The sequence below is a fragment of the Mesorhizobium mediterraneum genome (assembly GCF_002284565.1).
Lineage (GTDB): Bacteria > Pseudomonadota > Alphaproteobacteria > Rhizobiales > Rhizobiaceae > Mesorhizobium > Mesorhizobium mediterraneum.
In genome coordinates this window covers 263127-276603 of record NZ_NPKI01000046.1, presented here as the reverse complement: position 1 = coordinate 276603, position 13477 = coordinate 263127, and the positions used below count along the sequence as shown (strand labels likewise).

Below are 13477 nucleotides of genomic sequence, written 5' to 3'. Positions count from 1 at the left end.
TTTTTCACACCGGCATCAGCGTGCCCCGCGGCGGGCCTGGGAGGACGTCATGAAACCTTTCACGATCGACACGACCAACGGCATATGCGCCGCGCTGTTCATCTTTCTTGGCGGATTTTTCGCTCTGCAGTCGCTCGGCCTCGAAATCGGCACTGCCTTCCGCATGGGACCGGGCTATTTCCCCCTGGTCCTGGCGATCGTGCTGATCCTGCTTGGCGCCGTCATCCTCGTCGAAGCGGTGCGCTTCGAGAGCGAGCCGATCGGGCATATAGCCTGGCGCGGCATGCTGTTCATCCTCCCTGCCCCGATCTTCTTCGGCCTGACCGTGCGCGGCCTCGGCTTCATCCCCTCGATCTTCCTGACGGCGCTGATCGCATCCTTTGCCAGCGGCCGCATGAGGCCGCTGACCGCGCTCGTGCTCTCCGCTTGCCTGACGCTGTTTGCGTTCCTCGTCTTCAGCTATGCGCTCGGCCTGCCGTTCCGGCGCTTCGGCCCGTGGCTGCCTCCATGGCTGGTATGGTGAGAGGATGAACATGGAACTCCTCGACAACCTCGCGCTCGGCTTTTCGACGGCCACGTCGCTGGCAAACCTCGGTTTCTGCCTGATCGGCGTCCTTCTCGGCACGCTGATCGGCGTCCTGCCCGGTATCGGCGCCACCGCGACCATCGCCATGCTGTTGCCGATCACCTTCCAGATCGGCGACCCGGTTTCCTCCCTGATCATGCTCGCCGGCATCTATTACGGCGCGCAATATGGCGGATCGACCACCGCCATCCTCATCAACATGCCCGGCGAATCCTCGTCAGCCGTCACCGCGATCGACGGCTACCAGATGGCCAGGAACGGCCGCGCCGGGGCGGCACTCGCGATCGCGGCGATAGGCTCGTTCTTTGCCGGCACCGTGTCGACGTTCCTCGTCGCCATCTTCGCTCCGCCGCTGACGGCGATCGCGCTGCAATTCGGCGCGGCCGAGTATTTTTCGCTGATGATCGTCGGTCTCGTCTCGTCCGTCGCGCTCGCCCACGGCTCGATTGTCAAGGCGCTGGCGATGGTCGTGCTCGGCCTGCTGCTCGGCATTGTCGGCACCGACATCTACACCGGCACACCGCGCTTCACGCTTGGCATCCGCGAATATGCCGACGGGCTGAATTTCGTCGCGGTGGCGGTCGGCGTCTTCGGCGTCGCCGAGATACTGCGCAACCTCGAAAACGAGCACGAGCGCTCCGTGATGATCCGAAGCGTCTCCGGCCTTATGCCGACCCGCGAGGACTTTCGGCGTATGGCGGCGCCCATCGTGCGCGGCACGATCATCGGTTCGGCGCTCGGCATCCTGCCGGGAGGCGGCGCGATCCTTGCAGCGTTTGCCTCCTACACGGTCGAAAAGCGCGTATCGAAAAACCCCGGGGAATTCGGCAAGGGCGCCATCGAAGGCGTCGCCGGACCGGAATCGGCCAACAATGCCGGCGCGCAGACCTCCTTCATTCCAATGCTGACGCTCGGCATTCCGGCCAACCCGGTCATGGCGCTGATGATCGGCGCGATGATCATCCAGGGCATCGTGCCCGGTCCCAATGTCGCGATCGAACAGCCGGCGCTATTTTGGGGCATCATCGCCTCGATGTGGATCGGCAATCTGATGCTGATCGTCTTGAACTTGCCACTGATCGGGCTTTGGGTAAAACTCCTGACGATTCCCTATTACGTGCTCTTCCCGATCATCATGGCGTTCTGCTCGATCGGTGTTTACAGCGTCAACACCAACATCTACGACCTCTACGCCGTCGCGTTCTTCGGCTTCCTCGGCTACCTGCTGACCAAGCTGCGCTGCGAGCCCGCGCCGCTGCTGCTCGGCTTCGTGCTGGGCCCGCTGCTCGAGGAAAACCTGCGCCGCGCCATGATTCTCTCGCGCGGCGACCCGAGCACCTTCCTCACGAGACCGATCAGCGCCGGCCTGCTCTTCGTCGCGCTCGCCGTGCTCGTCATCGTCTTCCTGCCCGGGGTCAAGAAGAAGCGCGAAGAGGTGTTCGTGGAGGAGAATTAGCGAAAGTCACGCGGCCGCCTCTCCACGGGCCCGGCCGCCGATGCGGCCCCCGGTTTCTGAATCGAACAGAAAGACGGCGGAGTCCTGGAAGGTGATGCCGATCGGCTCATCCATATCGTAATGCGCCGATTTGTCGGCCTTGACGGTTACGGTGGCCCCACCGAATTGGCAGGTGATCAAGGTATGATCGCCGATCAGTTCCACAGCGTAGACCCGTGCCGCAATCTTGCCCTCCGATGGGCCCGTGACCCGGCAATCCTCGGGCCGAAGGCCGGCAGTGACCTTTTTCCGGCTCTCGGCAACGCTGGTCGCAAATCGCCCTTCCGCACACACGAAGGTACCCTCGACCAGCTCGCCCTGGAGAAAATTCATCGGCGGTGAGCCGATGAAGCCGGCGACGAACAGGTTCGCCGGATCGTCGTAGATCTGTCGGGGCGTCGCGATCTGCTGCACGACGCCCCGGTTCATGATGGCAACACGATGGGCCAAGGTCATGGCCTCGATCTGATCGTGGGTGACGTAGATCGTCGTCACGCCCAGGTCGGCCTGCAGGCGTTTCAACTCCGAGCGCATGTGGCCACGCAGCTTGGCGTCGAGATTGGAGAGCGGCTCGTCCATCAGGAAGACGCTCGGCCGCCGCACCATGGCGCGGGCAAGCGCGATGCGCTGCCGCTGACCGCCGGAAAGCTGCCGTGGATAGCGGTCGAGGAACTCCTCAAGGTGGACCTTGACGGCGGCGCCGCGGACGGAGGCGTCGCGCTCTGTGCGCGGCACGCCCCGCAGCTTCAGCGGATATGCGATGTTCTCCGCAACCGTCATGTGCGGATAGAGCGCGTAGGACTGGAACACCATCGCCACGTCGCGATACTTGGGCAGCACGTGGGTGACGTCGCGGTCGCCGATGAGGACGCGGCCGGAACTCACCGATTCAAGCCCGGCGACCATGCGCAGCGCCGTCGTCTTGCCGCAGCCCGAGGGGCCGAGCAGCACCAGGAACTCGCCGTCCTGGATCTCCAGGTCGAGGCCTTTGACCACCTCGATCGCGCCGAAGGACTTGTAGATATCGGACAGGGTGACCCGCATGTTGACTAGCCCTTCACTGCGCCAACCAGCAGCCCGCGCGCGATGTGCTTCTGCAGGATGCTGGAGATGACGATCACGGGGGCGATCATCACGGTGATCAACACCGACATGTTCCACCATTGCGGACCGCGGGTCGTGTTCTGTGCCGATACCAGCACCGGCATGGTCTGCGCGTCGGCATTGGAAAGGAAGAGGGCCAGCAGATACTCGTTCCAGGCAAGGATTAGCACCAGCAGGAAGGTCGCGACCAAGCCGGAACGCACCAGCGGCAGCGCGATAGTGAAGAAAACGCGGAACTTAGAGGCCCCGTCTATCTGTGCGCTCTCTTCAAGGTCGAGCGGGATGCCGGCGAAGAAATCGCGCGTCAGCCACACGACGATCGGCAGATTGATGGCGGTATAGGTGACGATCAGCGCCAGCTGCGTGTCAAGCAAACGCATCTGCTGGAACATCACATAGATCGGCAACACGGCGACGATCGGCGGCATGATGCGGTTCGAGATGATCCAGAATTCAATGTCGTTGTTGCCGACCGCAAGCCTCGTGCGTCCAACGAGCGTGAACAGGGCGATTATGAAGAGAGCGGCTGCCACGGCAACGGCGATCTCCCACTGCACGCCGAAAGTGGCCACCGCCACGATGATTGCGGTGAGCAGGATCAAGAAGATCGCAACGGCGGCGAGCTTCACCTGGAAGCGGATACGCACGAGCGCATAGGCCGCCAGCGAGCCGATCAGGACCGCGAGCAGCGTGCTGGCCACCGCGACAACGACCGAATTCGTGTAAGGGCGCAGGGTGTAATTCTGCACGAGCATGAAGTCCCATGCCTGCAGCGAGGGGGCAAAGTCGACGAACGGGAGATAGAACGGCCCATTGTCGACCTCCCCAGGCCCCTTGAAGGACGTGATGAATACCCAGTAGAGGGGAATCACGACAACGAGCGTCCACAGGAACAGCAGCGCATAGGTCACGATCCTGGCGACCGGCGCCTGGCTGTCGATCGAGGCCGGCTCGAACAGCCGGCGCGCCAGCGAGCGCGGCTCGGCGCTCATGCTTCGAACCGGCGCGCCGGCCGGACCACAAAATTGAAGAACGAGACGCATACGATGGTCGAGATGAAGAGAAGCATGTAGCCGACAGCGGCCGAGCCGCCGAGATCCTGGGTGCGCCAGGAAATGAAGGAATGGAGCGTCATCGATTCTGTCGCCAGGCCGGGGCCACCGCCGGTGAGCACGTTCGGCAGGTCGATGATCTTGAAAGCCTCGATGAGCCGGATCAGCACCACGGTAGCGGCAATCGGCGCGATTGCTGGCCAGGTAATGTCGCGAAAGATCTGGAAGCCGTTGGCTCCGTCGAGCCGCGCCGCCTCGACCTGGTCGCGCGGCTGGTTCTCAACGGCCGCCAGCAGCACGATGAACATGAACGGCGTCCACTGCCAGGTATCGCCGACCAACACCATCAGCCGCGCCGACCAGGCCTCTGTGGCCCACGACCACTCGCTGATGCCGAAAGCGCGCACGATCGGGGCGAAGGGGCCCTTCTGCATGTCAGCGAGCATGCGAAACGTGTAGGCGATGCCGACCGGGGTCACCATCAGCGGGATGAAGAAGAGGACGCGAAAGAAATTCCTGCCGCGAATTGGCTGGCCGCAGAGGAGCGCGAGGCCCAGCCCCAGTGCGAACTGCACGGACACACCGACGAACACGTAGAGAAGCGTGTTGACGACAGTTCCCGGCACGCCGCCCGGTGCCATGGTGGCCAGCGCGAGAACCGCCAGGCCCATAGCCATTGCCGTCGCGAGAAGGCGACCAATCACGCCGGCGATGGTCGGCCTGCCACGCCAGAGATAGCGGGCGAGAAGAAAAAGCAGCCCTGCCGCGACCAACGCCAGCAAAGCGGATTGGACAAAACCGAACGTGCCGAATTTGCCGAGCAAGTGATACTGCTGCGAGCCGACCAGCAGCTTGCGGAAGTTTACAAGTCCGATGAATTTCAGCGTGAATCCGCCCGGCGCGAGCGCAAAGCGCGAAAGCGCGAGATAGGCCGAGATGATGAGCGGAAAAATCGCGAAGCAGAGAAGCACGACGACGGCTGGCAGCACCATGATCCGGCCCGAGTGACCGTCCAGCCATTCGGCCCAGCTGCGGCGGTCGGCAGCTTCTGGCATAGTGTCGGTTGCGGTCATCATAACCCGGGAATGTGGGGCAGGCATGAGACCCGGCGCGGACCGATGCCACGCCGGGTCGATTGCTTGGCCGGCTATTTGGCGCCGATGGTCGCCTTGTAAAGATCGAGCTGCTTGTCTTTGCCAATCTCGTCGTTCAGCTCATTCCAGCCTTCCTCGACCGCCGAAACCGTCGCTTCCTTGTCGATTTCGCCGGCAAGGAAGCGCGAGACCGCTTCGTCGAGCACGACCTGCTGGTATTTCTGATTTTGTGGGATGCGCAGGTCGAGGATCATGTTCGGGCTGCTCATGCTGTCGTTGATCGCGCCCAGGTACACTTTGGCCTCCTCCTCGCTCATGTTGGCCTTCTTCCAAAGGTCGCTGTAGCTGAGCTGTGAGGTGCGATACGGATTGAAGCCGGTGCCGCCGACGGTCACGTCGGCGTTCGACTGTGCCGGCTGCGTCATGAACGAGAAGTAGGCGTAGGCGGCGTCCTTTACCTTCGGATCGGCCGCCGCGTTGATGCCGCCGCCCCAGCCGCCAAAAGCTGCGAAGGGTGCATGGTTCACGCCGTCGATCGCGTGCGGGCAGTTTTCTGCCGTGCAGGCCTCAAGCTTGCCAGTGTCCCAGTTCAGGACCTCCTTGGATCCGGGCATGATCGCCGCGCCCCATTTGCCCATCACCTTGGACTGGGCCGGATCGATCGAGATCGTGCCTACATCACCCCAGTCGAGGTTTAGCGCGCAGCGGCCGGAAGCGAAGAGCGGCCTTGTATCGCTGACATCGAGGTTCAACTCGTCCGGCGGGCCGTATTTGGTCGATTCAGACAGGAAGTCGAGCGCCTTGCGGAAGGCGTCGTTGTTGACGAGCGGCGTCATGTCCTTGGTGTTGAAGAAGGTGCCCTGGCTGGTTCCCTTGGACTGGGTCATCGAGCCGACCACATCGGTGACGAACCAATAGCTCTGCGCGTTGCGCTTCTTGGCGATGCACGAGCCGAAATCCGGCGTGCCATCGCCGCTCATGTCCTTGCCGTGCGTGGCCTTGGCGACCTCGAGATACTCGTCCCAGGTCTTCGGCACCGCCAAGCCGGCGGCTTCCAGCACGTCCTTGCGGTAGTACATCATGTGGAAGTCGCCATCGAGCGTGATCATGTAGGTCTTGCCGCTGTACTTCTCGGAGAAGTCTCGGAAGAACGCGCCCACATCGTCCTGCTGGATGTCCTTGTCGGCCTCAACCCGCGGCGTCAGGTCCTCGAGGTAGCCGCCGGCAATGTAGTCGACCATCCATTGCGGGGCGAACACCCCGGCGTCGACCGAGTTGGTGCCGCTCGCCCAGTCGGTGAGTATCTTTTGATAGAGATCCGAGAAAGGCACCGCGATGACATTGATCTTGGCGCCGGTGAGCGCTTCGAACTCGGGCGCGCGCCTCTGTAGCGGCTCCTGAATCGCCCCGGTCTGCGTAATGACGTTCACGGTAACGCCCGCAAACGGTTTGTCCTGCGCAAAGGCAGGTGCGCCAACCAGCGCGGCAAAAGCCGAAACGCCGGCCAGAAAGACCCCAATTCTCATCAGACTTCCTCCCATATTGACCGGGACCTGTTCCTGCGAACCAAGCCGCCGGCATCTCCCCGTCGGTTGCCGTCGCCAGAGCACGGCACCAACGCTCCTCAAGTACAATATCGGCATCGTGCAGCGAGTCCAGTGCCTTGCCGCAACGGAAGATGAGGTGCCCAGCCGGGCTTCCCAGCTGATGCATGTCGCTCAAAAGCATGCCCTCGGGCGTGCCCGGGGTGCCCAGTCATTGCAAATTAGTGTGGCGGAACAACATCAGCTTGTGCGCGTCGGGTATCTGCTGCGCCAGGCCGAGCACAACGCTGTCGAGCAGGATCAGGCAGGATTGCTCGAACAGGCTGCCGCCAAACTGTTTCGATTCCCCGACAGGGACATGCAGCGTGACATCGGCAATGCCGGCCAGGGTCCCTGCCGGCTCATGCGTCAGCGTAACGACCTTGGCACCCTCCGCCTTGGCGATGCGGGCAAAGCCTGTGCTGACCGGCGTCTCCCCAGAGCCGGAGACGATCAGCAGCGCATCGCCCCTGCGTATCGAGGGCGCCGATACCTCACCGACAAAATGCACCGTTCGGCCAAGATGCATGAACCGCATCGCGCCCATCTGCGCGACAAGGCCGGAGCGTCCCTGCCCGGAAAAGAACCATCGCTGATCGGGGTCATCGAACGCCTGCACCAGCCTTGCAAAGGCGTCGACGTCGATCCGGCCAAGAAGGTCGGTTATCTCCTGTCCCACGGCCAGCCACGGCCTGGATTGGGCAATCTGTCGCGAATCCATCGTGCTATCTCTTTCGGGCTTGCAGATTCTGTGATGGCGCTGCCGACCACGAGGATTTCGGGCTCGACTGCGATCACCGCTTCCAGCGTGTCGGGGCCGATCCCGCCGGCGAGCGAAACCAGAAAGCCGCGATCGTGCATCTTTTTCACGGCGTCGATATGTGAGGTGGAGGTGTTGCCCGCCAGCCGCGCGTCGGTTGGCGAATGGACCGCGACATAGCCGAAGCTTTCGGGGAAGACAGCATTCAAAGGAAGCAATTCTGCCTTGCCCGTCTCGGTGATGGTGTCGACGATGACCGTCGCGCCGAAGGCGGCGGCACGTCTTCCCACCGCGTCATGCGTGGCGGACGAAGCACACGACAGCACCGTCATGAACGCGGCACCGGCGCCGAATACCATATCGGCCTCGAACTGGCCGCCGTCGACGGTTTTGGTATCAGCCAACACCTTGACGCCAGGGCAGAGCTCGCGCGCCGTGGTGATGGCGGAGAGGCCAAGGCGTTTCAGCAACGGCGTGCCGATCTCGATAATGTCGGCGAACGCCTTCATCTGCGGGAGCAGGGCCAGGTGTTCAGGCTTGTCGAAGGCGACTTGGAGGAGCAAGGCGGTTCTCTCGGATTAAGGCAGCGGGTGCGACGTGAAGACAACGCCCAACCTACTGTCGTGTGCCTCGTAGTCGAAATCTGCCATAATCCAGCAACCTCCGAGCTGGTCCGCATAGGGAGAGCAAATCATACCCTGCAAAGCAAGTGTGGTTCTTGTCGAAAGCAGGAGCGGGCCAGATCAGCGCCGACACCACAGCAAAGCAATATGAGGTAGTCTCTTGACCAGATTGTTTGAGCCGACCGGATGCAAGGTCGATCTGTCGACCGGCGCGATGGGAAATGCAACCGGCAGCTACCAGAAACGCTTCCGCGATCTGGACGGGCTCTACGCGGACGCCGCGGCCTTCGAAGCCATGTGCGCGACATGGGGCGAACGCATCGTCTACGAGGTCTCCGAGTTCCGGCCGACCGAGCAGTCGGGAGACTTGATTTTCGGCGTCACGCGCATGGCGCCCGGCAAGGTCGGCGACGAGTATTTCATGACACGCGGTCACATCCACAAGCAGGCCGACCGGCCCGAGATCTACTATGGCCAGAAGGGCCATGGCCTCATGCTGATGGAATCGCCGGAAGGCGAGGTCCGGATCCTGCCCGTCGAAGCCCAGACCGTCTGTTACGTCCCCCCTTTCTGGATCCACCGCTCGATCAATGTTGGGGAAGACGATCTGGTGATGCTGTTCTGCTACCCCGCCGATTCAGGGCAGGACTACGAGATCATCGCAAGATCGGGCGGCATGCGCTCGCGCGTGGTCGCCGGCGATGGAGGCTGGAAGGAAGTCGACAACCCGGATTGGCGACCGCGTGATGCGAAGCTGATCTCCGCCCTCTATGGGCAACAATCCCGCACGGTGCCGGCATGAAGGCTTCCTTCGAGATCACTGCTTCATTTCGCGCTGCTGAAATCCGGGAGGTCGGCAAATGAGCCGCTACCGGCCGGCTACCCAGCCGACGTTCTATTTTATCGGCGTCACGACGACGAGCAGTTCGATCATGCGGGTTTTCCCTGCATGGGCGCGCCACCTCCGGCTGAAGGATGCGCTTCTCAAGGGCATCGACTTTCCACTTCATGCCGATCCGGAGGCTTACCGTGAGGTCGTTTCCTTCATAAAATCCGACCCGCTGTCGCTCGGCGCGCTCGTCACCACGCATAAGATCGATCTCTTCAACGCGGCGCGCGGCCTGTTCGACGTGATCGATCCGCATGCTCGCCTGATGCACGAGACCAGCTGCCTGTCGAAGCGGGGCGGCAAACTCATCTGCCATGCCAAGGATCCGATCTCTTCGGGCCTTGCGATAGATGGTTTCATCCCGGCGGGATACTTCGCGGACACCGGTGCGGAAGTCCTGTCCATGGGCGCCGGCGGATCGACGATTGCGATCAGCTGGCACCTGATGCGCAAGCGCGCCGACGTGCCATCGCGCATCATTGTCACCGACCGTTCGCAGCCGCGTCTCGACGAAATCGAGCGCATCCACAAAGACATGATGCCGACGATCGAGATCGAGTATGTCCTCGCCGACCGGCCCGAGATCAACGACAAGACGTTGGCGGCGCTGAAACCCGGCTCGCTGGTGATCAACGCGACGGGACTTGGCAAGGACGCTCCAGGCTCGCCGATCACCGATGACGGCGTGTTCCCCAAGCGCGGCATAGCCTGGGATCTCAATTATCGCGGCGACCTGATCTTCCTCGGCCAGGCAAGACGGCAGCAGGCCGGACAGCAGTTGCAGATCGAGGACGGCTGGACGTATTTCCTGCATGGCTGGACGCAGGTGATCGCCGAGGTCTTCGATATCCCGATCCCGGTGTCGGGGCCGAATTTCGACGAGATTTCGCGCATCGCCATCGAAGCGGCGAAAGGGTAATGCCGTGGAATGCATTCTCGCCACGCCGCGCTCGCTCTGACCGATAGACAGAGGATCACATGCTTGCCCATCTCAGGACCGTGTCGAAATGAACGGCGAGCTTTTCCTCGCCATCGATGTCGGCACGGGCAGCGTCCGCGCCGCACTGGTCGATGTCAGCGGCAAGATCCTCGAACTTGCGTCGCGAGAGCACGACCAGATCGTGCCGGAGTTCGGCTGGGCCGAACAGCGGCCGGTTGACTGGTGGGAGGGGGCGCGAACGAGCGTCAAGACGGTGCTGGACCGCGTCGATGGTGCCCGCCAGCACATCTCCGCCATCTGCGTCTGCGGGCAGATGCACGGGCTGGTCCTGCTCGACGCGCACGGAGCGCTGACCCGCGAGACCGCACCGCTCTGGAACGACAAGCGCTCCGTTGATCTCGTACGTCGCTTCGAAGAAGAAAATGAGCCGGACAGCTACCTGCCCGAAAGCGGCAACACGCCGACCCCCGCATGGCCGGGCTTCAAACTGCAATGGGTCCGAGACAACGATCCCGCCGCATACGCCCGCAGCGCCGTCGCCATCATGCCGAAGGATTACATCAACTACCGGCTGACCGGCGAGATTGCCATGGATACTGGCGACGCCTCCTGTAGCTTCCTCATGAACCCAGAGCGGCTCGACTGGTCGCCGGTGATGATCGAGCGCATGGGTCTGGACGCCGCCAAGCTGCCGCCGATCCGCAACCCGCTGGATGTCGTCGGCCACGTCACCAAACAGGCGGCGCGCGACACGGGCCTGAAGTCTGGAACCCCCGTCCTGGTCGGCGGTGCCGACTATCCGGTGGCACTGCTCGGTTCAGGCGCTTGTCGGCCGGGAATGGGTTCCGACAGCACCGGCACGGGCGCCATCATCACGGCGATCGCGGAGAAGCCGCTGCTTGACCCGGAAATCTCGAACGTTGCGACGATCGAAGGCAACTGGGCGCAGTTCGTGCTGCTGGAGACGGGCGGCGACGGCATGCGCTGGGCACGCCGCGCCTTCCACGGCAACGCGCTGTCCTATGACGAGATTGTCGCCCACGCTGCCGAGGCACCTGCCGGTTGCGACGCATTGCTCTTTATGCCCTTTCTCACCGGCGAGCGCCTGGGGCGTCATCGCAACGCCCGCGCACAGTTCTTCGGATTGGGCGCCGCGCATGGCATGGAGCATCTGCACCGCTCAATCCTGGAAGGCATCGCCTTTGCCATGACGCGCCACATCCGCATCATGGAACACGCGTCAAACAAGCCGCTGGAGCGCGTTATCGCTGCGGGTGGCGGGGCGCGCACTGAACTCTGGCTGAAGATCAAGGCGAGTGCCTTCAACATTCCGATCCTGGTTCCGCGGGAGCCCGAATGCGGCATCGTCGGCTGTGCCGCGATGGCCGCGACGACGACCGGCCGCTTCTCGCACGTCGAACAGGCGGCCGAGCGCTTCGTGAGCTACGGCGCCGAAATCCTGCCGGACCCCAGATGGGCCGAGACCTACAGGCGCATCCAACCGGTTTTCGACAAGCTCTACTATCACAGCCAGGCGCTCTACGATGACATCGACGGCCTAGCGGCCGCCACGCGGCCGCCGCAGCCGTGACGCATCTCAGGCCTGTCGAGCCCTGCCTGCAGCGACAGACCCGGCAATCACGCACAGCAGTTCGAACATCATCGTCGCCCCCGCCAGCGCCGTCATCCCGCCAAGATCGAACGGCGGTGCCACTTCCACGACATCAGCGCCGACTATGAGCACCGTGTCGAGAAGGCGGACCATTTCCTGCGCTTCGCGGGTGGTGAAGCCGCCAAGCTCCGGGGTGCCGGTGCCGGGCGCCATCGAGGGGTCGATACAGTCGATGTCGAAGGTCACATAGGTGGGACCGCTGCCGACAATGCCGCGCGCCTCTTCCATGACGCTGGCCGCGCCTCGCCTGACAAACTCCTCCATGTAGATGATGCGGATGCCCTGAGCGACCGCCCAATCATGCTCGTTGGGCTCGTAGATTGAACCGCGGATGCCGATCTGGACGACACGTTTGGGATCGAGCAGGCCCTCTTCGATGGCCCGCCGGAAGGGTGTGCCATGCGTGTAGGGATTGTCGCCGAAATAACGGTCATTGGTGTCGGAATGCGCGTCGAAATGGACCATGCCGACCGGAACATTGCGCGCGACCGAACGCAGCACCGGCAGCGTCGTCAGATGATCGCCGCCGGCAGCAAGCGGAATGGCGCCGGCTGCGACAATCGCTGCGATGCCGTCCTCGATGCGCTTCAGACCGTCCAGGAGGTTGATCGGATTGACCGACAGATCGCCGACATCGGCGACGTTGGCGATGCTGAACGGCTCGGTCCCCGAGACGTGATGGGCCCGCCGCATCAGGCTCGACTGGTTCCGGATCTCGCGCGGACCATGGCGCGCGCCGGCGCGGTTGGTCGTACCGCCATCCCACGGTATGCCGACGAGTGCGATGTCCAGCCCCTCGGCGCTTGCCACGGCCGGCAGTCTCATGAAGGTCGAAAGCCCGGCGAAACGGGGGACCGCGGCCGCGTCGACCGGCTGAAAGAAATTGCTGTTCATGTTGTCGTCACCTCAGAAGAATTCACGTTTGACGATGTCGGCGAGCCGCGTCTGGCAGTCGTCGAGCAGCCATCGGCCCTTTTCCGCCGACGAGCCCTCGGTCAACGACAGGACGCCGGACGGCGGCACGTCCTCGGACGGTCTGGGATAACGGTCATAAGGCTTAAATTGCGCGGGACCGTCATGCAGCGCCTTGCCGAGATCGACGAGCTCCGGGCGCAGCGCCAGCATCATCGATGTCTCGATCACGCTCGCATGCTCCAGCTCGATGCCGGGATAGCCATCGGGGAACACTTTCGCCAGCGTTTCACCGCGTACCAAGTCCCAGTGGTCGACGCGCAGGATCGTCAGGTCCGTCGCACGTTCGCGGCCAATGGCATCGAGCGCCAGTTCGATGCCTTCGATCGACGGGCCGATGTTCTCGTAGTGGCCGTTGAGCACAACGATGCGTCGGACCTTCTGGCGATACAGGTCGCAGATCACATCCTTGACCAGAAGCGAGAAAGTCTGTGCGGTGATGTTGATCGTACCGGGAAAGGCCGGGCCGCCGCCTGACCGGGGCTGCGAGCGGTTGCCGTAGGCGATCGTCGGCGCCACCAGCCCTCCGACCTGCGACGCCACCTTTTCGGCAATGGCGGTCGGGATCACCACATCGACATTCATCGCCATATGGTGGCCATGCTGTTCGGTCGCGCCGAGCGGCAGGAAGACGGGAGCGCCGGCGGCGATCCGCTTCTTAGCCTCGGGCCACGACAGTTCAGCGAGGAAAACGCGGTCTCTCATGA

General features: G+C 63.0%; 13 protein-coding genes. 5 read left to right on the top strand and 8 right to left on the bottom strand.

The window, feature by feature from the left end; genetic code table 11:
- The first annotated feature begins 49 nt into the window (after positions 1 to 49).
- Together CIT25_RS31930 and CIT25_RS31925 are read left to right on the top strand one after the other, a co-directional pair.
- Entirely contained in the window at positions 50 to 523 is a 474-nt protein-coding gene (locus CIT25_RS31930; protein ID WP_095489070.1) for a tripartite tricarboxylate transporter TctB family protein, read from the top strand.
- Positions 524 to 533: 10 nt separating this feature from the next.
- Positions 534 to 2042: a tripartite tricarboxylate transporter permease gene (locus tag CIT25_RS31925; RefSeq protein ID WP_095489246.1), complete on the top strand. Its 1509-nt coding sequence runs from the start codon at positions 534 to 536 to the stop codon at positions 2040 to 2042.
- A 6-nt stretch (positions 2043 to 2048) separates the two neighbouring features.
- On the opposite strand, the gene CIT25_RS31920 is transcribed toward CIT25_RS31925, so the two are convergent.
- The 6 genes from CIT25_RS31920 to CIT25_RS31895 all read right to left on the bottom strand — a co-directional run bounded on the left by CIT25_RS31920 (position 2049) and on the right by CIT25_RS31895 (position 8183).
- Entirely contained in the window at positions 2049 to 3125 is a 1077-nt protein-coding gene (locus CIT25_RS31920) for an ABC transporter ATP-binding protein (RefSeq protein WP_095489069.1), read from the bottom strand.
- 5 nt (positions 3126 to 3130) lie between these two features.
- Positions 3131 to 4177: a carbohydrate ABC transporter permease gene (locus tag CIT25_RS31915; protein ID WP_095489068.1), complete on the bottom strand. Its 1047-nt coding sequence runs from the start codon at positions 4175 to 4177 to the stop codon at positions 3131 to 3133.
- On the bottom strand, positions 4174 to 5310 hold the full coding sequence (locus CIT25_RS31910; RefSeq protein WP_158302703.1) for a carbohydrate ABC transporter permease: 1137 nt from the start codon (positions 5308 to 5310) through the stop codon (positions 4174 to 4176). Before CIT25_RS31910 ends, CIT25_RS31915 begins: the two co-directional genes overlap by 4 nt.
- 74 nt (positions 5311 to 5384) lie before the next feature.
- The gene (locus CIT25_RS31905; protein WP_095489066.1) at positions 5385 to 6857 is read right to left on the bottom strand and encodes an ABC transporter substrate-binding protein; all 1473 of its coding nucleotides are present in this window, start codon (positions 6855 to 6857) and stop codon (positions 5385 to 5387) included.
- A 229-nt stretch (positions 6858 to 7086) separates the two neighbouring features.
- Entirely contained in the window at positions 7087 to 7635 is a 549-nt protein-coding gene (locus CIT25_RS31900; RefSeq protein WP_095489065.1) for an SIS domain-containing protein, read from the bottom strand.
- Entirely contained in the window at positions 7578 to 8183 is a 606-nt protein-coding gene (locus CIT25_RS31895) for an orotidine 5'-phosphate decarboxylase / HUMPS family protein (RefSeq protein WP_245330087.1), read from the bottom strand. Before CIT25_RS31895 ends, CIT25_RS31900 begins: the two co-directional genes overlap by 58 nt.
- Positions 8184 to 8457: 274 nt before the next feature.
- Between CIT25_RS31895 and CIT25_RS31890 the strand changes: the two genes are divergently transcribed.
- The 3 genes from CIT25_RS31890 (at position 8458) to CIT25_RS31880 (ending at position 11717) form a co-directional block, all read left to right on the top strand.
- A complete protein-coding gene (locus CIT25_RS31890) occupies positions 8458 to 9099 on the top strand; it encodes a glucose-6-phosphate isomerase (RefSeq protein ID WP_095489063.1) in 642 nt (213 codons plus the stop codon).
- A 58-nt stretch (positions 9100 to 9157) separates the two neighbouring features.
- Positions 9158 to 10105: a shikimate dehydrogenase family protein gene (locus CIT25_RS31885; RefSeq protein ID WP_095489062.1), complete on the top strand. Its 948-nt coding sequence runs from the start codon at positions 9158 to 9160 to the stop codon at positions 10103 to 10105.
- Positions 10106 to 10193: 88 nt separating this feature from the next.
- Positions 10194 to 11717, top strand: a complete 1524-nt coding sequence (locus CIT25_RS31880) for a xylulokinase (RefSeq protein WP_095489061.1) — start codon at positions 10194 to 10196, stop codon at positions 11715 to 11717.
- A gap of 6 nt (positions 11718 to 11723) precedes the next feature.
- Here the strand turns inward: CIT25_RS31880 and speB are convergent, their stop codons facing one another.
- Together speB and CIT25_RS31870 are read right to left on the bottom strand one after the other, a co-directional pair.
- Positions 11724 to 12692: an agmatinase gene (gene speB / locus CIT25_RS31875; RefSeq protein ID WP_095489060.1), complete on the bottom strand. Its 969-nt coding sequence runs from the start codon at positions 12690 to 12692 to the stop codon at positions 11724 to 11726.
- 12 nt (positions 12693 to 12704) lie between these two features.
- Positions 12705 to 13475, bottom strand: coding sequence for a creatininase (locus CIT25_RS31870; protein ID WP_095489245.1), 771 nt, complete (start codon positions 13473 to 13475; stop codon positions 12705 to 12707).
- Positions 13476 to 13477: the final 2 nt, after the last annotated feature.